The 23,335-nt window shown below is 37.8% G+C and carries 19 protein-coding genes; 1 reads left to right on the forward strand and 18 read right to left on the reverse strand.

The window, feature by feature from the left end; all coding sequences use genetic code 11:
• Positions 1 to 171: 171 nt before the first annotated feature.
• Positions 172 to 1,383 carry an EAL domain-containing protein gene (locus ASE01S_RS06335; protein WP_067840064.1) on the reverse strand — a complete coding sequence of 404 codons (1,212 nt, stop codon included), beginning with the start codon at positions 1,381 to 1,383 and terminating at the stop codon, positions 172 to 174.
• 22 nt (positions 1,384 to 1,405) lie between these two features.
• Positions 1,406 to 1,615: a hypothetical protein gene (locus ASE01S_RS15975; RefSeq protein ID WP_067840066.1), complete on the reverse strand. Its 210-nt coding sequence runs from the start codon at positions 1,613 to 1,615 to the stop codon at positions 1,406 to 1,408.
• A 428-nt stretch (positions 1,616 to 2,043) separates the two neighbouring features.
• Here ASE01S_RS15975 and ASE01S_RS06345 point away from each other — a divergent pair, with 428 nt between their 5' ends.
• Positions 2,044 to 2,229 carry a hypothetical protein gene (locus ASE01S_RS06345; protein WP_067840068.1) on the forward strand — a complete coding sequence of 62 codons (186 nt, stop codon included), beginning with the start codon at positions 2,044 to 2,046 and terminating at the stop codon, positions 2,227 to 2,229.
• A 367-nt stretch (positions 2,230 to 2,596) separates the two neighbouring features.
• On the opposite strand, the gene ASE01S_RS06350 is transcribed toward ASE01S_RS06345, so the two are convergent.
• The 16 genes from ASE01S_RS06350 to rhaB form a co-directional block, all read right to left on the reverse strand.
• Positions 2,597 to 4,138, reverse strand: coding sequence for a hypothetical protein (locus ASE01S_RS06350; RefSeq protein WP_067840071.1), 1,542 nt, complete (start codon positions 4,136 to 4,138; stop codon positions 2,597 to 2,599).
• 222 nt (positions 4,139 to 4,360) lie between these two features.
• The gene (locus ASE01S_RS06355; protein ID WP_067840073.1) at positions 4,361 to 5,290 is read right to left on the reverse strand and encodes a formylglycine-generating enzyme family protein; all 930 of its coding nucleotides are present in this window, start codon (positions 5,288 to 5,290) and stop codon (positions 4,361 to 4,363) included.
• A 304-nt stretch (positions 5,291 to 5,594) separates the two neighbouring features.
• Positions 5,595 to 6,308 carry a DUF554 domain-containing protein gene (locus tag ASE01S_RS06360; RefSeq protein WP_067840075.1) on the reverse strand — a complete coding sequence of 238 codons (714 nt, stop codon included), beginning with the start codon at positions 6,306 to 6,308 and terminating at the stop codon, positions 5,595 to 5,597.
• Positions 6,309 to 6,401: 93 nt separating this feature from the next.
• The gene (locus ASE01S_RS06365) at positions 6,402 to 7,826 is read right to left on the reverse strand and encodes a 6-phospho-beta-glucosidase (protein ID WP_067840077.1); all 1,425 of its coding nucleotides are present in this window, start codon (positions 7,824 to 7,826) and stop codon (positions 6,402 to 6,404) included.
• An 86-nt stretch (positions 7,827 to 7,912) separates the two neighbouring features.
• Positions 7,913 to 9,148 carry an anaerobic sulfatase maturase gene (locus ASE01S_RS06370; RefSeq protein WP_067840080.1) on the reverse strand — a complete coding sequence of 412 codons (1,236 nt, stop codon included), beginning with the start codon at positions 9,146 to 9,148 and terminating at the stop codon, positions 7,913 to 7,915.
• Positions 9,149 to 9,411: 263 nt separating this feature from the next.
• On the reverse strand, positions 9,412 to 10,188 hold the full coding sequence (locus ASE01S_RS06375; RefSeq protein WP_067840082.1) for a sulfite exporter TauE/SafE family protein: 777 nt from the start codon (positions 10,186 to 10,188) through the stop codon (positions 9,412 to 9,414).
• A gap of 407 nt (positions 10,189 to 10,595) precedes the next feature.
• Positions 10,596 to 12,020 carry a sulfatase family protein gene (locus tag ASE01S_RS06380; protein ID WP_245630333.1) on the reverse strand — a complete coding sequence of 475 codons (1,425 nt, stop codon included), beginning with the start codon at positions 12,018 to 12,020 and terminating at the stop codon, positions 10,596 to 10,598.
• An 84-nt stretch (positions 12,021 to 12,104) separates the two neighbouring features.
• Positions 12,105 to 13,385, reverse strand: a complete 1,281-nt coding sequence (locus ASE01S_RS06385) for a PTS sugar transporter subunit IIC (protein ID WP_067840087.1) — start codon at positions 13,383 to 13,385, stop codon at positions 12,105 to 12,107.
• Between the two features lie 20 nt (positions 13,386 to 13,405).
• Complete coding sequence (locus tag ASE01S_RS06390; RefSeq protein WP_067840089.1) at positions 13,406 to 13,714, reverse strand: PTS sugar transporter subunit IIB; 309 nt, start codon at positions 13,712 to 13,714, stop codon at positions 13,406 to 13,408.
• A gap of 1 nt (position 13,715) precedes the next feature.
• Positions 13,716 to 14,039, reverse strand: coding sequence for a PTS lactose/cellobiose transporter subunit IIA (locus tag ASE01S_RS06395; RefSeq protein ID WP_067840092.1), 324 nt, complete (start codon positions 14,037 to 14,039; stop codon positions 13,716 to 13,718).
• Positions 14,040 to 14,267: 228 nt separating this feature from the next.
• Positions 14,268 to 16,184, reverse strand: a complete 1,917-nt coding sequence (locus ASE01S_RS06400) for a BglG family transcription antiterminator (RefSeq protein WP_067840094.1) — start codon at positions 16,182 to 16,184, stop codon at positions 14,268 to 14,270.
• Positions 16,185 to 16,572: 388 nt separating this feature from the next.
• Positions 16,573 to 17,355, reverse strand: a complete 783-nt coding sequence (locus ASE01S_RS06405; protein ID WP_067840096.1) for a DeoR/GlpR family DNA-binding transcription regulator — start codon at positions 17,353 to 17,355, stop codon at positions 16,573 to 16,575.
• A 380-nt stretch (positions 17,356 to 17,735) separates the two neighbouring features.
• Positions 17,736 to 18,563: a rhamnulose-1-phosphate aldolase gene (gene rhaD / locus ASE01S_RS06410; protein ID WP_067840098.1), complete on the reverse strand. Its 828-nt coding sequence runs from the start codon at positions 18,561 to 18,563 to the stop codon at positions 17,736 to 17,738.
• A gap of 447 nt (positions 18,564 to 19,010) precedes the next feature.
• Positions 19,011 to 20,156, reverse strand: coding sequence for an iron-containing alcohol dehydrogenase (locus ASE01S_RS06415; protein WP_067840100.1), 1,146 nt, complete (start codon positions 20,154 to 20,156; stop codon positions 19,011 to 19,013).
• A 94-nt stretch (positions 20,157 to 20,250) separates the two neighbouring features.
• Positions 20,251 to 21,507: an L-rhamnose isomerase gene (gene rhaA / locus ASE01S_RS06420; RefSeq protein WP_067840102.1), complete on the reverse strand. Its 1,257-nt coding sequence runs from the start codon at positions 21,505 to 21,507 to the stop codon at positions 20,251 to 20,253.
• A 3-nt stretch (positions 21,508 to 21,510) separates the two neighbouring features.
• Positions 21,511 to 22,920, reverse strand: coding sequence for a rhamnulokinase (gene rhaB, locus ASE01S_RS06425; protein ID WP_067840104.1), 1,410 nt, complete (start codon positions 22,918 to 22,920; stop codon positions 21,511 to 21,513).
• Positions 22,921 to 23,335: the final 415 nt, after the last annotated feature.

Raw genomic sequence — 23,335 nt, forward strand, 5'->3', positions numbered from 1 at the left:
TTCTAAAAAAAAAGATATAACTGAATCTGACTCAGTTATATCCAACCCTTGTTTTCCTTATTTTACTTTTGTATTTAACTTAGCTCATTTTAAACTATTCTAATGAATAACAGGTAAATGTTATGTTTTATGTCAAACATCTTTCCTTTCGGTCGACCGCTCTATCCTCCTTTAGCTTAACAAACAATCATTTTCATACAAAAACCTATACGACATGTCAATGAAGATAAAGTAATGATTAGGTAAAGGAAAGCTTAATGTTCGAATACGCTCACGGGTCTCAATATCGGCATATAACCCCGATAGCATGGCACGATTCCAATGCTGTATCTCCATAATGTTGGTTAGAAAATAAGGTCGAAATGCCCAATTTGACCCTTGATAACCCTCCTCGATTACCCAGTGATTATCTTTCTTATGATAATTAGGAGATACCTGACGTCCATTGCTATCACATATGTAGATTCGGAAGCTTTCGCTATCGAATAATTGACCTGCCTTTGTCAAAAAGGTAACAATCTCGTCTAAACTATTCCAACTTTCCGTTAGCTCAGTTAAGCGTTGCTCCCAATCAAGAATGAGCTCTAAACGGTGCTCAACGATCTCCTTTTGGCGATTAACAAACATTGAGGTAACCTCAGGCACATTAACGTTCATCCTAACCTTTTCGAGCCTCTCTAAATGAAGGTCAGCTAAGTAGTAGCCTTGATAGTATCTCCCACCATGCTTCCAAGCAAAATATTGTAAAAAATCATCTTCAATATCTTCAAATAACAAGGCCGCTCCAATTCTCTCGGCCAGCATTTCAAATGAATACATAATATCATCATAGCCTTCTGCTTCGTAGCTACCAATAACACGCGTGTTAATCTTTAGAATATTCGGCTCAAGCTGGCGAATTCGATCAAGATTGGAGGTTTTATTGCCAAGCTGATCTATTGCTATTTGAATACCACAGTTTTTATAATACAGCAACAAGTGATATAACTGATTATAGTATTGTTCTAAGTCCTGCTCTGTAATTTGTAATACAATTCGCTGTGGAGGAAAACCGTTATCATTAAATGTGTTAAGCAACTCTAACAAAGGCTCACCATCTTTGATGAATAGTTCTTGAGCTGTACGACTAATACATAAAAAAGTTGAGTCATCCTGTTGTATTTCTGCCAGAGCAAGCTTTAGTACGGATTGATCAACCTCTAACTTAATTTCATCTGGCACTTCCTCATCTAGAAAGAAGTGCTCCAGTGATTTAGACTCTCCCTCTTCAACCAATTGAGCAAATAACTCATAGCCTGCAACCTTATGTGTCACCGCACTAATAATCGGTTGGAAGGCGGGCTTAATCAGGTCAATTTTCTCAAGAACCTCTAATGCGTCCATTTTTTCACACTCCTCAATAACCTTATCCTTTATGCGGCTCACCACTACTGTTAAGGTGGATTTTCTTAAAATAATAATAAAATATGACATTCGCTACGGTTCCTACGATTAATAACAAGAGGACCATGACAGTTAGCCAGTTTAGTCCATAAACTAAGCATGTGAATACAAGAAATAAACCAAATAGTCCTCCTTGAAAACCCGCTAAATACAAGAAGCGATGATATTTCATCTTTTCCGCTCCTTTCCTCACTTCATTTATAGCCATTATAGCACGTCTAAAAAAGATTAATCTATTCAGAAATCATAATCAAATACGTCTTGGCGCTTTGCGTCTAGATTTTACTTGGCTCGATTCATTTTTACTGAAAATCGGTGACATCTAACTTGATTCAACGGGGGTTGAATCCTGACTGAATGGAATAATTATTTGCATTCATTTCACCACTTATAGAGTGGAAAACTTCTGCTGAATGAAGTAAAACTACTTGGAACTGTTTACCTGAATTAATTCTTGTCTGTTACATTTGTTAGCGTTTGATGACAATTTTACAATAGCTTGACAAAGGTTATATAATAGAAAAGGAATATGGTTTCATTGAATCAGTCGGTAATTAATTATAAAATGTGTGTTTCGACTTGATTGAAAGGAGTGACCTTATGTCAACTCTAGCTATACTTGCAGCTGGATTGTTTTTCTTTTTTGCTGCATGTATTAGTCTCTTTTTATTTATTAAAGGATATGGCAAAACTTATTTAGCCATTACGTTTGTAACATTAGTGCTTGTCTACTTCATTATTGGCATATGGAATGAGGCACCAGATAATTTGACAAGTTTTTTCTAGCCTAAACGAGGTAGTTTTTTTTAGAGGAATTCATTTTATCGATCTTTCAAATTTAGCTTTGATGCTTACCTTGCACTTATATTTAAATGATACTTAGTTATAACGGAAATAATTTATAAATAGAGAACAATTTTCGAACAGCAGTCACTTATGAGCTAACCGTTTATGATTGCTCTGCTTTCAAAGAAATGAGGAAGTCGTTTTAATTAAGCGACTTCCTCATTTTTATGGTGTCTTAATTTCGTTCAGTGGGGGTTTTTTCCCCACTGAACGTTAGTTGAACCCAATCAGACCGTTATTGACTGTTGAAACCCCCACTTAGAAATGACGTCTTCCCTTATTTCTAAAGTGGAAGTCTATCAGCCAGTTATACTGCAATAAAAAGCGAGGCAATAATTCCAATTAAGCCAATTAAACTGATCGTATAAACGATTTTTGTTGACATCGTTCCTCCGTCCTTCATTGCTTTACCAAACATAAAGAAGACAACCGGATGGACTAAAAACGGCATTGAGAAGATAAATGGGATCATGCTCGCTGCCTCAGCTCCAAACATTCCTTCCTGAATAGCAGCAAACAAACCAAAATGTGAAATGGCTGATGCCTGTGCCATACCACTGTAGTTAAATGGAATTGAGCTTAAACTTAATAATAACAAACCACCGAAAACGGCAACGAGTTGCCAGCCAAAAGAGAACAACATCAATGCCTTAATTTCTTGAGACTCTACGCCTTCGGCTTTTCGCATTTGGAGCATGGCTAATGTAGTTAGTATTATCCCAGTCCCCACAACTATTAATGCTGGCCAAAGCCAAAGTGCATCACGGTTAACACTTACAGCTAGAATAGAAAAAACAAAAATATGACCAAAGAATGGGATATTAATCATAATCGGAGCACGACTGGCTGCTTGTTCACCTAAGTCACCTGCTGTACATGCACCTGTTAAGCCCGAGTGCGATAGAGACCCTGCCATACCAGGGGCTAAATTACGTACATGATTGGTCTTACCAAAAAACATCATTAGCGCTACACCTGCAAACATGAAGAAGAGCTGGCCAAAGAATCCATACGCTAGCACTGAATTCATTCCTTCAATCGTGAAGGCTTCACCAATACGTGAGCCACCGACCATGAAGTTACCCGCAAGTACAACAGGAATACCAGCAAATAAAAGGGCTTTAATCGTTGGTCCGAATGACCAGCGATACAAAATAGCTCCAGCTGCAGCTGAAATAACCATCGCAAAAAAGATTTGTGGTAAAGCAATTACAGGCTCGATTACTTCCGCAATTTGATAAGAGAGGTATAAAATAAAGATGATGGCAGCAATTTCAACAATACCTTTTCTTATGTATAATGGTTTATTGGTAATCGTTGCTTTATTATCGATAATAATAATTGAACCAATAATGCCGATGTATGCAATAAGTGGATAAACATCATGTAGTGCACTTGTGCTCGTACCAATGAACACGCGTGAGGCACTTTCAATTCCAATCAGTAAGAAGAATGAACGGATAATCATAAACATTTGAGTCCGTGTGGTACCTAAGACAGCTTCATCAGCAGATGGCGTGACCATTTCTCTATTCGTTAAAGATTTTTTAGCCAACATTTTTCTTAATTCTTGACCACCAACAAAAAAAGATACAACTAAAGCAATAATGGTCGAGGATGCCACCATATTAACCATTGGATAGGTAGCAATGCCCGGTTCTGCAATGCCTGTCTGGACAAATAAATAACCCATCGCCAAGCCAAAAATAACAATGATTAAAATAGGGGAATATCGAGTACCTGCTACAACAGTTCTGGCAATTAGCACCATTGGAATGATGAGAAATAGTGTAATCCAGAATTGATTTAACAAGCTCAAACTAGCAAATTGTTCTAATATTAATTCCATATCAACCCTCCAAATATATTCTGAAAACGTTTACAAAAATAGCATACGTGAATTTTAATACTTTGTAAACTAAATTATTTAAGATAAAGTGAAACTTCGTTTAGTGGGGTTTTTTATCCCAATCGGGCCGTTATTTAAACTAGAAAAAGCGTAGCTGAATCGTGAATAATTCAACTACGCTTGAATCCTAGAAACGTTTCGATATTTTATCTAAACCATTCATTAACGACTAACTACACAGCGAAACCCCATATTCCCTGATGAGCTATCTGGAGTATTGGAAGTCCTCGCAGCAACACGATAACGATTACAGTAAGAATGATGACATAAATATGAGCCACCTCTCATTACACGGCTATTTGGTTTCGTTACACCATTGACTGCAAAAGAATCCTGACACCATTCCCACACATTCCCAGAGACATTGTACAATCCGTAATTATTGGGCGGAAATGACTTCGCTGGAGCCGTAGCAAGATAACCATCATCCATTGTATTATGCAATGGAAATTCGCCCTGCCATATGTTACAGTAATGCTGATTATTCGGCGTTAACTCATCCCCCCATGGATATTTCTTCTGGACAAGTCCTCCTCTTGCCGCATACTCCCATTCCTTTTCGGTAGGGAGTCGTTTGCCTGCCCATGCTGCAAATGCCTGTGCATCATTCCATGAAATATGAATGACAGGATGATCCATTCTGTCAGCAATAGAGCTTCCCTCTCCTTCAGGTTGCTTCCAAGATGCCCCCGATACGGCATACCACCAGCCCAAACCTGGAACCTTTCGAACTGCAGGACTTTTTTTGTCTTGAACGAGTGCATCAAAAACAAATGACCAACCGAATTTTTCTGCATCTGTTTGGTAGCCCGTCTCTGCAACAAAACTTGAGAATTCTTCATTGGTCACCGTATACGTATCGATGTAGAAAGCATCTACATATTCTTCTCGGGCTGGACCTTCACCGTCAGCAGGAAAACCTTCTTCATCATTAGTTCCCATTATAAAATGACCCCCATCCAATAAGGTCATCTTTTCAAAGAAATGAATGTCTTGGTGATTTTTTTCTAGTTCTTGCTCCTTGTTAATCTTTTCTACTTGTCCAAATGCTTCGCGTGAGACATGACAGCATGATCGTTTCTGATCTTCCATTTAACTTCCCCCTTATTCATTAAACCCCTTCTTATATAATCATATACAGCTTTTTTGATTGTTTCAATTATTTAAGACTAGTGTAAGGTAATCTATACTTTATCGCAGTGTAACTGACTGGGGCTGCGATTACCAGCCCCATCGAAGGGCTTTTGTAAGACTCCCACTTCAAGAAATAAGAGAACACGTCATGTCTAAGTGGAAAATCCAACAACCAGTAACGGCCCGATTGGTTCAACTAACGTTCAGCGAGGAAAGGAACCCCCCACTGAACGAACTTTCACTTTATATGCAGAATGCTGGATTAGAAAAACGAAATCCAAAGATAAGAAATTGGCATCACAATAATTAATGCCGGTAACATATTCGCAATAGGGAAAAATTTGATACCTGTTATTCTAAACCCAGTAGCCAATAGTATGATACCACCTGCAGCTGAAAAATTTCCAATTAGCTCTGCGTTGACAAAAGGGAGAAGCAAATTCGCACTATAAAATAGTCCCAATAGTACCATAATTTGTGGAATTGCAATCATGCTAACCATATAACCTAAAGTTGTGGCAAAGATCGCAGCGGTAAAGAAATCTAAGAAAGATTTGGACAGTAAAATCGAGGGATCGCCTGTCATTCCTTCATTTAAGGCACCAATCACACCCGTGCTACTTACACAAAATAAAATCATAACGCCAACAAATTTTTCCATAAACTCAGTTGAAACGGTTAGTTCTTGTTGTGATCCTTCCTTATGTAGCAAATTCTTCATTTTTACTACGAATAATTCAATCCGTTTTTCTAATTTAAACCATTCTCCTATTACACTGCCAATAACTAAAGAAAGTACAACAGGTGGCAATTGATTGGTTTCACCAATAAATAGCACGCCCATGCCGATAGCAATAACCCCAAAAATAAGGGGTAAATTAACCTTTAACCTATCTGGTATTTTATTACGAAATATCGCACCTAATAGTCCTCCTAAAAGAACGGATAAGGCATTAGTAATCGGTCCTAATGGCATTAATATGTCCCCTTTATCTCATGATTATTTCTCGTCTTTATCTACAAGTGTAAAAAACATGCTAAGTTCCCCTAGCATGTTTTTTATATTAAATTATAGTTGATCCCCATTGGTTTCAATAACTTTTTTATACCAGTCAAACGATTTTTTCTTATAACGCTTGCCAGTACCATTGCCTTCATTATCACGGTCAACATAAATGAAGCCATAACGTTTTTTCATTTCTCCAGTTCCTGCGCTGACAAGGTCTATACATCCCCATGATGTGTAGCCAAGTAGATCAACACCATCATCAACTGCTTCGATCATCTGCTTGAGATGCTCTCGCATGTACTCAATTCGATAATCATCCTCAACCGTATCATTTACGAGCTTATCCACCGCACCTAATCCATTCTCAACGATAAAGAGCGGTTTTTGGTAACGATCATACAAATTATTCATCGTTACCCGTAGACCTACAGGATCAATTTGCCAACCCCATTCCGATGCTTCTAAGTGAGGATTTTTTAAAGATTTAAAGGCATTCCCAGCTGTTCCATCATTGTACTTTTCAGGATCAGCACTCGTTAAACGTGATGAATAATAAGAGAACGAAATAAAGTCAACTGGATACATTTTTAATATTTCTAAATCACCCTGTTCTATTTCAAGTTCGACACCGAGTTCTTTAAACATTCGCTTAGTATACGAAGGATATTCACCTCGTGACTGTACATCAATAAAGAAATATTGCTTCCGATTTTCTTTAATAGACTTAAGCATATCATCTGGATGACATGAATACGGATAAACCTCTCCCGCCGCTAGCATACAGCCAATCATAAAGTTATCACCATTGATTTCTTTAGCTGCTTTTGTTGCTAAGCTTGACGCGACCAATTGATGATGCGCAGCTTGAAATTTCACTTGATCCGCATTCTCGTCTTCATCAATCATCAATCCACCGCCAAAAAATGGAATGTGAAGTAGCATATTAATTTCATTAAATGTCAGCCAATACTTCACTTTATCTTTATAACGCTCTAGTACAACTTTGGCATAGCGCTCATAGAATTCAATTAGCTTACGATTACGCCAGCCTCCATATTCAGTGGCTAAATAAAGCGGAGTATCAAAGTGATTGAGTGTAACTAATGGTTCAATGCCATATTTCAAGCATTCATCAAATAGCTCATCGTAGAAAGCCAATCCTGCTTCATTTGGTTCTGTTTCGTCTCCTTTTGGAAAAATTCGTGGCCATGAAATGGACGTTCGAAAAACCTTAAAGCCCATTTCAGCAAAGAGTTTAATATCTTCCTTATATGTGTGATAAAAATCAATCGCTTCGTGACTTGGGTAATGATCATAAGTAGTCTGGAGTGCCTTTTGCGGATGTGCTAACGCATCCCAACGCTTCTCTCCTCCTGCTGGTAAAATATCAACCAACGCTAATCCTTTTCCATCTTCCTTATATGCTCCCTCTGCTTGGTTCGCTGCAATCGCACCGCCCCATAAAAAATCTTTTGGTAAAGCCATCTTTTATCCCTCCTGATTTTATATCTTACTATTAAGTATAGATCACTTAAATTAGCTAAAAAAGCTTATCCAACGATTATGTTAGATCATGCTTCTATTAATTTCATACAACACTGTTTAAATTTCTTGCCGCTTCCACACAAGCATTGATCATTTCGATTAGGTAATGGGTGGCCTAGCTTTACGTATTCATTAATACTTTTTCCTCTAATATTCTCAGCGACGGTTTGCATCCGTTGATCCGCATAACGATAAATCATTTGGTAGCTTTCGCAGAAGTATTCTGTCTGATTTGGCTCGATCTCTGAACGATTTCTAGGACACCCACCATGACAGAGTGACAGAAATTCACACGATTGACACGCCTCAGGTAAATTAGGTTTTTTGGTTAAAAAGCGTTTCATAGTTGGATGATCGATCAATTCTTCCAATGCATGTGTCTTAATATTTCCTAACTTATAATCATCATGAATAAAGAAGTCACAAGGATAGGCATCACCATTCGGCTCAAGAATCAAAGTAGTTGGACAGAACTCCATGTGTGTACACAATTCAGCTGATTGATTTAAATAATCTGCTAACATGTTATCAAAGAACCGAATCGACATTTTTGGAAAACCATCATTATACCAATAATCAAAGCACTCGCATAGAAACTGACCATATTGCTCTGGACTGATATGATATCGAGGTGGTTGATTGATATCTTGAGCTCGAAAATCCATACATGGGATAAATTGAACATGGGAAAAGTTTTGCTCATCAAAAAACGCCATCAGCTCTTGAGCGTGACTGACATTATCCTCATGAATAACTGTTAAGATGTTAAAATCGACGTTTTCTTCTCTTAAATGATTAATCCCCCGCATGATAGCATTAAAGCTACCACCTCCTGCACTTGTTACACGTCGTCGATCATTCATGACTTGTGGACCATCAATACTCACACCAACTAAAAAGTTATATTTTTTAAAAAATTGAGCCCAAGCCATGGTAATTAATGTTCCATTCGTTTGAATTGCATTACTTATCATTGTATTTCTCGGTGCATGCTTAGCTTGCAAATCAACTACTTTCTGAAAAAAGTCAAGTCCAGCAAGCAATGGCTCTCCACCTTGCCAGGCAAAGGGGACAGCTCTCCGCTTTATCTTCATATATTCGATGATAAATTTCTCTAAGACATCCTCATCAACTCGATTAATTTTCCCTGGCTTACCACCACAACTACTATAATAGCAATAATCACAAGCTAGATTACAAGCTTCAGAGACCGTCTTCCACATTACACCCGCAATCGTAGGCTTTTTCTTTATTTTGTCCATTTTTTCTCATCCTTTGCTTGTAAATACTCGTACTTAAAGAAGTCATTTAGCATCCCCGAAGTGCTAATACATGTGCCTTGGCGTATTTGCTCGGATTTTATCGGGCTTCACTGGCTAGATTTCCGCTGGAACCTATGGCATCCGCCGAAAGCTTTAACTTGATTCATCCGGATTCGAACCCTACTGAATCGATCTCAAATAGGTATTCAGCTCACCACTTATCGAAGAGAGAGACTTCTGCTGAATGAAGTTAAACAGGTTTTTTAAGAAGCAACTGCATTGTAAATATTAATTAATAAAATGACAAATACAGAAATCGTGAAGATAGCTCTAACCTGTTTATCTGATATCCGATTAGTTAGACTAGACCCGGTCCATCCTCCTATTATACCACCAATAATCATGTAAAACAGCATCGATAAGTTGAAGCTTCCAAAACCTGTGTCGAACCATGTCAAAATTAACGAGGACAATTGTGAGAAAAAAATGATAAATATCGAATTAAATGCAGCCTCCTTAGGCTTCATGGAGAAAAGCAAGCCTAGCACAACCACATTTAATGGTCCACCACCAATACCTAGGAAGGCTGAAAGTATGCCAAGGGTCAATCCAACAGCGATAATCACGAGTTTATTTCTAATAAGTAATGGTCTAAATTTATCTGAGTATATCGTCAGCAACAGGATTACTAGCATAAGGAAAGCGAGGAAAGCGGATTGAAAAATGGCAACCTGCTCTTCAATTTGTAGAACATTTATAAGATAATTAAATACGCCTTTGCCAAGTAATCCACCTAAAATTGATCCGATCGCAATTAAAAAACTAACCTCAATATCAAGCTTTATCTTCAATGTTTTAGCTTTTATTAATGAAATAATTGACATTGAAAATACAGTTGCGGCTGATAAAACGCCAATGGTCGCCACATCGTAATGATTTAACAGATCAAGCAACGGTTTTATAACCACGCCTCCACCTAAACCCGCTATCGAACCTAGTACTGTAGCTAAAAAACTAATTAAAAAGTAAATTAATATCATAGCGAGACCGCCTTTCGCAAGGGAAAAGAGCCTGAGACAAGAGTAGAATTAGCTAGATGAGATTGAACATTAATATGACAAAGAGATATACCGTTTCGACAAAACACTTCACTTTTACTTGCCAGCACAATGGAGACATCTTCATAAATTCAGTGTCTCCCTAGCACTTACCAGCACAATGGAGACATCTTCATAAATTCAGTGTCTCCCTAGCACTTACCAGCACAATGGAGACATCTTCATAAATTCAGTGTCTCCCTAGCAGTGGGCACGGCTTAAGCTAACTGTGTGAAGAAAGGCACTTCACACAGTTCGTGTTGTTCCCACGGAGTCTTCGTATTTTCTCTCCACTACGTTAAATGTTCAGATTCTCATGCTATCTATTTCGTTTTGTCCCAGCCCCTTAGTTAAAACCGTTTATCTTGTTTAAATGGCACAACATCACCTGTTTCAAAAAAGTGACGAAGCATTCTATTTTTAAATTGCTGAATTTTTTCACTAAACAGAGGATCATCAATTTTATTATCTCGTTCCTCTGGGTCTGCCTTTAAATCGTAAAACTCATCATCTTCATATAGACGATAGACATATTTATACTCATGATCACGTATCATCATCGCTTTGGTATGTTGTGGCATCTTTTCCTGCTCGGTCGTCCGTGCCCAGTATTCATTATCAGGTGTATGTCCTGCATCCATCGCATGAGCTTCACCTTCTAGACGCCCCCCCTCACAGAACACGACATCCCGATGCTCATTTTCCTTTCCAGTTAATACTTCACGAAGTGATTTTCCAAAATGAGTATGTTCAGGTTCAATACCCAAGAGATCCATAATTGTGGCTTGAACATCAATCAATTCTACTAAAGCATCTGTTTTTCTTGGTTCAAAATCGATATCTTTAGCGGGCTTGATCACTAATGGTACACGGGTTAAGCAATCTTCAAAGGTATTTTGGTTTTTTTCAACCATTTGATAGTCACCAGTGTAATCACCATGATCACTAAAGAAAACAAAAACCGTATCATCATAAACGCCTTGTGCTTTTAGGGTATCGACTAAATTTCCAATATAATGATCTAGCTTTGTCCCCATTGCATAATAAATTTGCTTAATTTTCTTCAATTCTTCATCTGGCAAATTATAAAGGTTTTGATTCCGATAAATACCTTGAATTAAGCTTGGTTTTTTACTCCACTGTTCCTCTGTCAGCTTAATTGGATCTGGAATATCTTCAAGATCAAATTTATCGAACCATTCAGGTTCTATCGTATACGGTGGGTGTGGCAAAGCTAACGCTAAATAGATACAAAACGGATCGTCACCATGTCCTTTAGTATTAATAAATTCAATAGCATCTTCAATTTGATCGACATCAGGGTGAACAACTTTTTCTTTTACCCCTGGTGCATGCGTGTAAAATTCTGGTTTCTCTTTTACTGTATCCTTACTGTTTTTCTTCTTATCTCTATAAGCTTTAAATTTTTCATAAAACATATCACTACGTGTTGAGTAGTATTTACTATGATCTGCATCGATTTTCAGAAAATCATTTCTTCCACCCCAATAAACATGGTAACCATTATTTTTTAAGGTTTTTAGTAAATTGGGCTGATCATCACCCATTAAATGATGCATGGTTCGATAGCCATTTGTATGCGGATACCACCCGGTTAAAAAAGAAGAACGACTTGGGACACATACAGGGTTTTGGCAATATGCATTCGAAAATGCTACTCCTTCATTAGCTAATTGATCAAGTTCAGGTGTCTGAACAACCTTATTTCCATCGTAACCTACTGAATCAGCACGCCACTGGTCTGCTACAATCATGACAACATTTTTCTTTGTTTTCATTATAATAACGAAAAAGAGAAGCTAAAACCTTCTCTTCTTCTATTCAACTCCTTTCGGATTCTATGCTGCACTGCTTTGCTCGTTCTCTTGAGCTTTCTTATCCATTATTTTAAAGAATGGATAATAGATAATAACTGATATCACTGTATTAATCAATTGTAGAATCACTATCGCCCCAGATCCTTGAAGTAAAGCATTCATAATCATCGGTGTACCGATAGCAATATGCGTTCCATTTAAAATAGGGAATACCCCAATACTAATAATGAAGTAAGATAAGCTCGCTAATATAATTGGTGCAAAAACAAAAGGAATGAACATAATTGGATTTAGAATAAGCGGTGTTCCAAAAATGAGCGGTTCATTAATACCAAATATAGTGCCCGGCAATGCCAATTTCCCTAAAGTTCTAAACTGCTTACTTTTTGAAAAGAAAGTCATTAAAATGCATAAACCTAAGGTAGCGCCGGCACCACCAATACCAATTAATACGGCATAAAAACCTGTGTGAACAATATTGGTCGGCTCCAACCCTGCATTGATTGCATTTAAGTTTTCAACTCCAAGTGGCATCCATACACTTAAAAATACAGGATTTACTACTAATCGACCATGGATACCAAAGAACCACAAAATTTGCATAACGAGTAAGACTAGTATTAAGGCTCCGAAACTTCCACCAACCTTTTGCATTGGGGATTGAATCAGTGTATAAATAAAGGCATAGATGCTTCCATACTCAGTACGTTCAAATAGGTTTCCTACTATAGCAAACATAATAACAATGACAATGGCTGGCATAAGTCCTGCAAATGTTTTAGAAACTGTAGGTGGAACAGCGTCAGGCAATTTAATCGTCCATGCTTTATTAATAAAGACCATATAAATACGAGCTGAAATTAGACCAACTATAATAGCAACAAATAATCCTTGTGCACCTAAATACTGAAAAGGTATAGCTCGAATATCTTCCGTATTAATAATTGGCATTAATACCATAAAGCTTATTAAAGAGATAAGTCCAGCACCTGCTGCACCAGACCCATCCTCACCTAAATTACTAGCGAGTTTAAAGGCAATGAAAAATACAGCATACAAAGCAACGATATCAATAGTCATCGTGCTCATTGCCGTTAAAATACTTTTAATTCCGGCACTTTCAATTAAATTTTGATAACCTTCAAAGTTTAAATTAGCAAATAATGTTGCTAATGAACCGATAATCATTACTGGTAACGTTGACATTAAACCATTTGAAACTGCTTTCAAATATTTGTTTTCTCCAATTTTACCAGCAACACGTTGGATTTTAGCTTGAAAGTTCTGTGTTTTTTCCCCCATATTTTTGATCTCCCCTTATTTTAATTAATTAAATCTAGTGCCCAATTTAATACTTTTTCGCCATTCATTGTTCCGTAATCAAGGCTATTAATAACCTCAACTGGTATGCCATCTGAGCCACCATATTGTTTCGTATAGTCATCCTTTAGATATGAAACCTGTGGTCCGAGTAAGAGCACATCAGCTTCACCAATATATTTTTTTATTTCTCCCCCTGATGTTGCAGCTATCTTTATTTCTTCACCCTTTGATTCTGCTGCCTTTTCCATTTTGTTGACTAACATACTTGTTGACATTCCAGCGGCACATACTAATAAAATATTTTTCATCCTAATTCCCTCCTGAAAGTTGATTGATTTTATCATTTAAAGAAATGACCTCAAGAGCCAAATCTCTAACTGTCATAGCATTCATTAAATGATCTTGTGCGTGAACCATTAATAATGATAGTTCTGTTTTATCCCCTCTTGATTCTGCTTGAATAAGATCGGTTTGAATACGGTGAGCTTTATTTAATTCTTCGTTTGCTTCCTCAATTAACTGCGCTGCTTCGGCAAATTTCGCATTTTTGGCAGCCGCCATAGCACGCATCGCTTGACTTCTTGCATTGCCGCCATGAATAATGATCCCCATCACAACCTCTTGATTTTCCAAGGACATCCCTCCTGCATGTTTCGATTCCTATCTTAACTTAACGATAATATTAAAGCGCCTTCATAAAAAGTGAATATTTTTCCACTTTAAGTGGAAACAATGTAGAGCGAATTTCTTTCCGCTAATAACGGAATTAAAATAGCATAAGCAAAATGAGGACTGATTAGACTTGGATAATCAATCTCTAGTTAGTTTTTATGCCTCAAAAAAAAGAATGTAATCCAATGATTACATCCTTTTTATAATTTTAAGAACCGTTTTGACATCATCTGTCACTAAAATTTCGTCAATAATACCACGATCATCAACAAATCGAATCAAACTCTTGTACATTGGTTCAAGCCCTTCTTTGTTGTGATCAGCAACATGTAATAAACAGACAAATTGTACCTGATTGCCACTCCAATCAATTGGTTCTGCTAGGGTAGCCAAGGTCCAAAAGGTTCGATCCGACTTAGCCTCTAATGGATGAGGAATCGCAACTAAATTGCCATAACTGGTTGAAGCCGCTTTTTCTCTTTCCATCACGGTCTCGATAATGCCCTCAGTAGTGTAGCCCTTCCGAATTAATTCATTTCCTAGAAAGGTAATCACTTGCTCTGGTGTTTTTAACTTTAAATTAAGATAGATGAGATCCTTTGTTAAATAGCGATCAATAATCGAGCGATCATTGGCCTGCACCATTTCTTCTAGTTTAGCTAATTCTTGGTCACCTAGTAATGTACTAATAACAATATGTGGAATCGTTATTGAATCAGGTAAAGGTACGGTGCTAACAATAAAGTCTATCGATTCTTCGTCATATTGTGACAAATTATGCAGTTCAGTCGCACCTATTATAGTAAGTTGATTACCAAACTTAGCACGCATCTTATATAGCAACAATTGGGAACTCCCTAACCCTGTCGTACAAACAATTAAACAGCGCTTTGGTTTAACCTGGAGCTTTGCTCGTTCAATAGCAGCACCAAAGTGCAAAGCAATATAACCAATCTCATTTTCATCTACTGTAATCCCATATTGCTCATCTATAACCTGACTAGCAATGACTCCAGCTTCAAATGCAACCGGATAATTAACTTTAATTGCTTCCAGCATAGGATTACGGATATTCATGCCATGTTTATAACGATGAATAGCTGGTTTTAAATGAATGGCAATCCCTGCATAAAGCTCTTGGTCATCAAGAATACCGAGTTGCATTTGCTTTTCAACCGCTTTGACCATCTTCTCTACGGTCATTAAAATAGCCCGATCAAAGCTGTTTTGCATATCCTGTTTATTTTTATTCAGAAACAGCTTTGTTCCCAGTAAATGCATGGCTACATAAGAAATTTCTGCAGTAGGGAAGTTAATCGCCAATCTAGCTTCAACTTCTTCAATAATGGCCTTAGCAACCTGATATTCTTTTTTGGCACGAATTTCAGCTTCATCTTGGTTAACAAGTTCAACATATTGCTCATTTTTAATCCGTTTACAAGCTATCGCAATATGGACAACCAAATTATTTAAAGCAATATCTGATAAATTAAGCTGGACCGCTTTTAAGCGCTGCAATACGATTTGATAAATCATTTCCATTTGTTCGGTTGGAAGCAGCCACTCCTGGTGATTAAGTTCAGACATGGTCGTTCGTCTAAATAACAATTCAGAAATGGCATAGCGTACTTGTCTCTCTTTACCAGCTAACTTAAGACCATAATTGGGCCGTTTGGCTAACTCAAGCTGATATTGATCAAGAATGACTTTCACATCTTTTAGGTCGTTTTGAAGCGTTGATCGACTGACAAACAATTCATCTGCCAAATCTTCAATTTTTAGATAACCAGGACTTAGTAAAAATTTCTTAACTAAATATTGAACACGATCCTCTGGTTCAACCGGAACGTTTTTATCCACTTCAACTACGGATTGAATGAATGCTCTAAATTTGTCTTCATCCATGACGTCAAGCTGATAGCCTTGTGCACGTACAGAGACAATTTTTGCTCCTGCATCTTGTGCTTCCAACACGCTATCCATTTCTTTTAAATCATTGCGGACTGTTCGGGAAGTGACCTGAATCAAGCGCGCCAATTGATCACCTGTAATCGGTTTAGGTTCACCTATTAACTTTTTTAACAATATCTGCTGTCTTGTGTTCATCGTGTCACCCCATTTGTTCACATACTACTTTTTATTGTAAAGCGGTTTCAGCTCTAGATGGGATTAATTCTTTTCCACTATTAACGGAAAATGCTTAAATGGATTGGCAACCCAATCATTCAGTGAACAAAACTTTTGGTAGGCAATCCTTATTTCATTAGTATATCCTAATAAAGCAAAATTTTGATAAAACCGTATCATCTAATCTACAAGACCTAGTAGTGACAAACTCAAATTTCTTAAAAGCTATCGTTGACATGAACTGATCGTTCCAATCATTAAAGTTGGGATTTTTATTTCTCGAATATTCTCTTCACCCCGCCCTTTTCAATTTTAGCAAAAAACCGATAAATCTAATTATTTATCGGTTTAGCTGATTAAAAAATATTCAATGATTCATTTGTGAGCTATTGATCATCTGTAATCCCGAATGATGGTCCTTAATTTTAGCTTCTAACTCTACTGGTAAAGCTTGATTCGTTATTAAAAAATTTGCTACTTCTAAACTAGCCAGCTTTGAGAAAGTCTGGACATTTATTTTACTGTTATCCAACATCATAAACGTCTGATCACTTATCTCCAACATTTTTCGTTTAACAAGTGCCTGCTGTTCATTTGACTCAGTAAAGCCCCGCTCGACATTCATGCCTTTACATGAAATAAATGCTTTATTCACATAATACTGATCTAGTGCCTCACTAGCTAACGGACCCACAAAAGAAAGCGAATTGGTTAGTAACGTACCCCCTGTACAAATAACGGTTATCTTCTTTTTGCTGCTTAACTCTGCCGCAACCTTTAATGCATTTGTAACAACGGTAAGCGGCATATCCGGAAGAATACGTGCCATGTACCATGCTGTCGTACTAGCATCTAAAATAATCGTATCATCTTGGTTTACAAAACGTACCGCCATCGCTGCAATTTGTCTTTTTTCTTTTACATGGATAATTTCACGTTGCTCAAACGGAAGATCATGGCTTTCCCTTCTCTCATTTAAAACAGCTCCACCATGACTTCGAATTAAATAGCCTTCCCTTTCAAGCTTTTCAAGATCACGTCTGATTGTCTCTTCTGTAACAGAAAATAACTGGCTAAGCTCATTAACTCTAACAATTTTCTTATCTTCAATACGCTCGATTATTTTTTGATGACGTTCAGCAACTAACATATTTAAGCTCTACCTCTCTTCTTAAATCACTATCAACCTAACTCTTACCTACATGTTATCTCCATTGTATCGGTTTCAATGGTCTTAATCAATCTCGAAGCCACTCCATTGAACCTATTTAACAGAGGTTAATAGACTTAATAATTAAGTATTTCTTATAAAGCAACCATTCCTTACCTTCCTGCCTTTGCCTCACTAACGTGTAAATAGTCTCAGTTATTAATAAACAAGCTCAGAGATCAGAAAAATCACACAAAAAACGGTATAATAAAAGACTTGAAGTAGCGCCCTATCACGCTATGCGTGAATTACTCCAAGTCTTAAATACTTAGTTGATTTTCTCTTAATCTCATCTGTTAGTTATCTTAGTCCTTTTTAGTTTACATATAATTAGGATTAGGCGTGACCTCAAAGGCTTCTGCCAATTCGATTAATTGTTGGTCAGTTATAGTTTGCTTAATTCCACTTTGGTGTGAAGCCACTAACATATACACCTCAGCTGCTTTTTCCGCTGTTTCAATAAGGCCAAATGCATCGTCGATCGATTCGCCCGCACCAAATATGCCATGGTGAGGCCAAACGACTAAGCGATGTTTCTCCATTTGTTTAGCTGTCTCAGTTCCAATCAGGTCTGTTCCTGGTACCATCCATGGTAATAAGGCCACTCCTTCTGGGAAAACGACGACACACTCGGTACACATTTGCCATAATGTTTTTGTAAAAGCCTTCGGGGATAGATCATGAACAAAAGTCATCGCAATTACATGGGTTGTATGGGTATGAATAATCACACGATGATTGTTATCTTGATCTAAACGGGCGATATGACTCATAAAATGTGATGGTAGCTCGCTCGTTGGCTTCCCTCCGTCTGAAAGCCCCCACAACAGATCTACAGACCGTCCATCTTTAGCAACCTTTATGATGGCCAGTGTGTTGGCAGGGTCTTTGGCTACATTTTTAAAATATTTACCTGATCCCGTTACAATAAAATAACGATTAGCTAAGGGTTGCACAGGGAAATCAAGTGGAATTGAACGGATAACCTGGCTTGGATCCAAATAGTGTGTGACCTCTTCTTCTGCTAATAAATAGCTGACATTACCACCATTTCGTTCATCCCAACCATTTCTCCACATATTTTGGGTAACTTCGATCATTTCACGAACAAATGGTGCTTCTAATATGTTATTTTTTTGACTATCCATTATGTATCCCTCATTTCTTTTGAATATCTTTATTTTAGCTTACCACTCCAAAAAATACAACACAAAACAAACGAAAACAAATATAATCAACTTGTTTTAGTTTGTTTTATTCAAATAAATGGAAATAAATAATTCATAGTGTTAAAAGTTATTAGATAGACTGACAAATGTAAGGTCAGCAAATCAAGCCTCCGATAAAGCATCGCGATGACAGGTGATGACTTTGTGCCAAGCTCTGTAAATTTTAAACTGAGAGAAATGTTTCATCTATTTAAATTAAGAAGTAGAAGCTGATGCTAGTAAAGAAAAGAGGCTCTCACTGTACCTCACTTTAGTGAAAGCCTCATTTTTTCTATTCTAAACTACCGAATGATCAGTAAGCAGATCGAGACAGCGAATACAGCAATGAAATTCGCCACTGATCATTTAGATGTTTTGTATAACCGATTATAAAATTTCCTTAAACATATTGATTACTTCTTCTTTTGTAGGGGTAAATGGATTACCTGGTGCACACGCATCCTTCATTGAATTCTCTGCTAGTTTATCGAGGTCTACCTTGTCTACACCCAATTCCGATAATTTAGTTGGAATCCCTACCTGTTTGGATAATTGTGTGATCGCATCAATGACAGCATCTGCGCACTCGGCTTCAGACTTACCTGCAATATCTAGACCAATCGCCTTGGCGATCGCTGGGAATTTCTTTGGATCGCGCTTGGCATTTTCACGTTCAACAATCGGCAGCAGCATAGCATTACAGACACCATGAGGTAAGTCATAAACACCACCCAATTGATGTGCCATAGCATGAACATAGCCTAAACCAGCATTATTAAAAGCAAGACCAGCTAAAAACATCACATAGGCCATCTGCTCCCGTGCTTCGAGATCATGACCGTTTGCTACAGCCCGCGGTAAATATTCAAAGATCGTTTCAACCGCTGCAAGCGCTGTTGCATCAGTAATTTTATAAGCACCCGGGGTTACGATTGCTTCAATCGCATGCGTGAGCGCATCCATACCGGTAGCTGCTGTTAATTCTTTTGGCTTGTCTACCATCAACTCCGGATCGTTAACCGAAACAGCGACCAAGCTATTTTTATCGACCATAACCATTTTGACTTCTCGTTCTTCATCTGTAATCACATAATTTATCGTGTATTCTGCCGATGTACCAGCCGTCGTATTGACAGCTACCGTTGGAACTGCTTTTTTCTCTGTTTGATTCACACCTTCAAACGAACGAACATCGCCTCCATTCGTGACAACAAGGCCGATCCCCTTAGCAGCATCTTGAGGAGACCCTCCACCAACGGAAACAATAAAATCACATTGCTCTTGCTTAAAAATATCGACTCCATCATGAACATTTTTCGTTGTTGGATTTGGTTTAACCTGATCATAAATAATAAAATCAACATCTACCTTTGCTAGTTGCGCCGTTACTTTAGATACAATCCCGCTTTGATTAAGAAACTCATCCGTTACAACAAGGGCTTTTTTAAAACCTAACTCCTCGATAAACGGTGCTAACTCTTGCAAACATCCTCTCCCTACTAAATTCGTACTTGGTACATACAAGACTGACATTTAAAATTTCCTCCTTATTTTGTTCAATTATTCACATATTTTATTTAAACATGACCTGTCATCTTTTCGATAACAGGCATGTAGTAAATCTGTGCTACGATCGGTTTAACAATACCTCTTGTTCATATTGCTGCACCTGCTTAAGCCATTCTACTCCCACTGGTACATTCATTTGTTTACAATAATAATCCCAAATAGCTCCGAATGGATAGGTTTTGAACTCCTCTAAAATAGCTAGACGCTCGGTAAAGTTTCCTTGTTCTTGATAAGCCTTTAATTGATCATTCGGCATCAATAAAGCATATAAGAGTGACTTAATCATATTCCGTGTTCCAATTGTCCAAGCTGCCACCCGATTAATACTTGCGTCAAAAAAGTCTAAGCCGATCATAACCTTATCTAATGCGTCGTTACGAACAATTTCTAGTCCTATTTCTTTGAGCTCATCATCAAAAGTTACAACATGATCACTGTCCCAACGTACAGGTCTTGAGACATGCAAAGCGATACGATCACTAAATAACAGCATAGCTGAAATCTTATTTGAGACCATTTCAGTTGGATGGTAATGCCCAGTATCAAGTAAACAAAGAATATTATTTTTAAGGGCATAGCCCAGGTAAAACTCATGAGAACCAACGACATAAGCTTCTGATCCTATTCCGAATAACTTACTCTCGACCGCATCAATATTATAACGTTCATCTATTTGATCTGAAAAAATCTGATCAAGTGAATCTTTTAATCGTTTTCTCGGCGTTAACCGATCAGACGGAGTGTCTTTATAGCCGTCAGGTATCCAGATATTTGTCAAAGCCGGTGTGCCCAGTTCCTTCCCGATATATTCGGCAATCTGTCTGCTTGCTTTGCAATGACGAATCCAAAAATCACGGATATTTTTATTAGGATGTGAAAGTGTTAATCCATCAGCAGCTTTAGGATGTGAGAATAAAGTAGGATTAAAATCTAAACCTAACTGATGCTGTTTTGCCCAATCTATCCAATTTTGAAAATGTTTTGGTTCTAGCTGATCTCGCTCAACTTTTTCTCCATTCGTTTCAGCGTAAATAGCATGTAGGTTAATTCGGTGTTTACCTGGAATTAAGCTCAATGCCTGTTCTAGATCTTGACGTAATTGTTCAGGAGTTGTCGCCTTGCCAGGATAATCCCCAGTCACATCAATTCCACCTGATAGTTCTTGCTGATCGACCTCAAACCCGCTTACATCGTCACCTTGCCAGCAATGAATTGAGATGGGTACTTGTTTTAATGTTTCAAGTGCAGATTCAACATCAATTCCCCATTTTTCGTATTGCGCTTTGGCAAGCTGATAGTTTTGTTCAATTGTCATCTGTTAAACTCCCTCCGGTTTAAATCGTATAATTGGAAATGAATCCTTGATTAGTTGCCTAGCTTCAGTGAGATCATTAAGCACATTTGCTTTAAGTAACTGGACCACAATATTACCTAATGCAGTCGCTTCGACAGGTCCGGCACATACTTTCTTACCGCTAAAATTAGCTAATAACTGATTCAATAATTGGTTTTGACAGCCGCCGCCAATGATGTTGACTTGCTCATATCGTTTACCTGTCAATGATTCGATTTGATCAATCGTTTGTTGATAGCTCTTGGCAAGACTGACAAATATGGTTCGAGCAAGCTCGCCTGGTGTTGATGGCTCTGCCTGTTTCGTTTCTCGACAATAACTTTTGATCGCTTCAATCATATGATCTGGACTTAAAAAACGTTGATCATTGACATCTATAATTGATTTAAAAGCAGTCGCTTGCTTAGCTAACCTAACAAAATCGGAAAAGCTATATTGGTCATTGTATAAACGCTTAACCTCCTGAATCATCCACAGACCCATAATGTTCTTTAGCCAGCGATAGCGATAATCCATTCCACCTTCATTTGTGAAATTATAGTTTAACGCTTGTTCAGTCGCAATCGGATCAGCACATTCAATCCCCATTAACGACCAAGTACCTGAACTCAAGTAAATCGTTTCTGTTTGTTCAGGAACAGCAATCACAGCAGAACCTGTATCGTGAGTAGCAGGTAGAACCACATCAAAACTCACGCCAAGCTCTTCTGCTAGATTTGTTTTAATGGTTCCTAATGAAGTTTTAGGTAGGGCGATCGATTGAAAGATAGCTCTAGGTAGACCTAATTTTTCAATTAAATACTCGTCCCAATCTTTTGTTTCTAAATGAATTAATTGTGTTGATGTTGCGTTCGTATACTCATTGACTTTTTTCCCTGTTAGAAGGAAATTTAAATAATCAGGAATCATTAAAAATGTTTTAGCACGAGATAGGATCTTAGGCTGTGTATCATTTAACGCTTTCAATTGATATATCGTATTAAATGGCTGGAATTGGATACCTGTCCGCTGATAAATCTCTTCCTTCTTAATAGTGTTAAATACCTCTTCCATCACACCATCTGTCCGATGATCGCGATAAGCAATTGCATCCGTTAAGAGCTGATCATGTTCATCTAGTAAAACAAAATCAACAGCCCATGTATCAATGGCTAAGCTTATTGGCTGATAATGTTGTTTAACAGCTTCCTTAACCCCGCATTTAATTGATTGGAACAAGTGGTCAATATCCCAGCACAGATGCCCATTTCGTTCAATCATTTGATTGCCGAAGCGATAAATTTCTTCTAGTTGCAATGTATGATCTTTGATAAAACCCGCCATCACTCGCCCACTTGATGCACCAATATCAACTGCTAAGTAACAATTTTGCATAAATCACACCTCTTTAATGTAAGCGTTAAATCAGTTTAATTATAAGTGTTTATAACTAAAAATATTATAACGAAACTTGTTTTAAAACTGTCCTAATTTGCCATTCCTATCATCACACGGATTAGAAAGATTTTGTTGTATGATTATAATAAAGTGAAACTTCGTTCAGTGGGGGGCGACGTATCGGATGTGCTCGTGCAGACGTTGCGACACGACGCCGCAAACTTAGCCAGCCTCCTCGCTCCCCCGCTCAACCATTAGTTGAACCAACTGGACCGGTAATGGCTGTTGGATCTCCACTTAGACATGACGTGTTCCCTTATTTCTTGAAGGGGGAGTCTTACAAAAGCCCTTCGATGGGGCGAGTCATCGCAGCCCCAGCCAGTAGCGATAAAACACTTGTTAAAAGAAATGA

It is taken from the genome of Amphibacillus sediminis NBRC 103570, from assembly GCF_001552275.1.
GTDB lineage: Bacteria > Bacillota > Bacilli > Bacillales > Amphibacillaceae > Amphibacillus_B > Amphibacillus_B sediminis.

Bases quoted from the DNA above. Each gene is read 5' to 3' on its own strand.
- ASE01S_RS06335 (WP_067840064.1), bottom strand. From the start codon at position 1,383: ATGGACGCATTAGAGGTTCTTGAGAAAATTGACCTGATTAAGCCCGCC.
- ASE01S_RS06370 (WP_067840080.1), bottom strand. From the start codon at position 9,148: ATGGACAAAATAAAGAAAAAGCCTACGATTGCGGGTGTAATGTGGAAG.
- ASE01S_RS06380 (WP_245630333.1), bottom strand. From the start codon at position 12,020: ATGATTGTAGCAGACCAGTGGCGTGCTGATTCAGTAGGTTACGATGGA.
- ASE01S_RS15975 (WP_067840066.1), bottom strand. From the start codon at position 1,615: ATGAAATATCATCGCTTCTTGTATTTAGCGGGTTTTCAAGGAGGACTA.
- ASE01S_RS06360 (WP_067840075.1), bottom strand. From the start codon at position 6,308: ATGCCATTAGGACCGATTACTAATGCCTTATCCGTTCTTTTAGGAGGA.
- ASE01S_RS06345 (WP_067840068.1), top strand. From the start codon at position 2,044: ATGTCAACTCTAGCTATACTTGCAGCTGGATTGTTTTTCTTTTTTGCT.
- rhaD (WP_067840098.1), bottom strand. From the start codon at position 18,563: ATGGATAGTCAAAAAAATAACATATTAGAAGCACCATTTGTTCGTGAA.
- ASE01S_RS06355 (WP_067840073.1), bottom strand. From the start codon at position 5,290: ATGGAAGATCAGAAACGATCATGCTGTCATGTCTCACGCGAAGCATTT.
- ASE01S_RS06385 (WP_067840087.1), bottom strand. From the start codon at position 13,385: ATGGGGGAAAAAACACAGAACTTTCAAGCTAAAATCCAACGTGTTGCT.
- ASE01S_RS06400 (WP_067840094.1), bottom strand. From the start codon at position 16,184: ATGAACACAAGACAGCAGATATTGTTAAAAAAGTTAATAGGTGAACCT.
- ASE01S_RS06415 (WP_067840100.1), bottom strand. From the start codon at position 20,156: ATGTCAGTCTTGTATGTACCAAGTACGAATTTAGTAGGGAGAGGATGT.
- rhaB (WP_067840104.1), bottom strand. From the start codon at position 22,920: ATGCAAAATTGTTACTTAGCAGTTGATATTGGTGCATCAAGTGGGCGA.
- rhaA (WP_067840102.1), bottom strand. From the start codon at position 21,507: ATGACAATTGAACAAAACTATCAGCTTGCCAAAGCGCAATACGAAAAA.
- ASE01S_RS06375 (WP_067840082.1), bottom strand. From the start codon at position 10,188: ATGATATTAATTTACTTTTTAATTAGTTTTTTAGCTACAGTACTAGGT.
- ASE01S_RS06350 (WP_067840071.1), bottom strand. From the start codon at position 4,138: ATGGAATTAATATTAGAACAATTTGCTAGTTTGAGCTTGTTAAATCAA.
- ASE01S_RS06405 (WP_067840096.1), bottom strand. From the start codon at position 17,355: ATGTTAGTTGCTGAACGTCATCAAAAAATAATCGAGCGTATTGAAGAT.
- ASE01S_RS06365 (WP_067840077.1), bottom strand. From the start codon at position 7,826: ATGGCTTTACCAAAAGATTTTTTATGGGGCGGTGCGATTGCAGCGAAC.
- ASE01S_RS06390 (WP_067840089.1), bottom strand. From the start codon at position 13,714: ATGAAAAATATTTTATTAGTATGTGCCGCTGGAATGTCAACAAGTATG.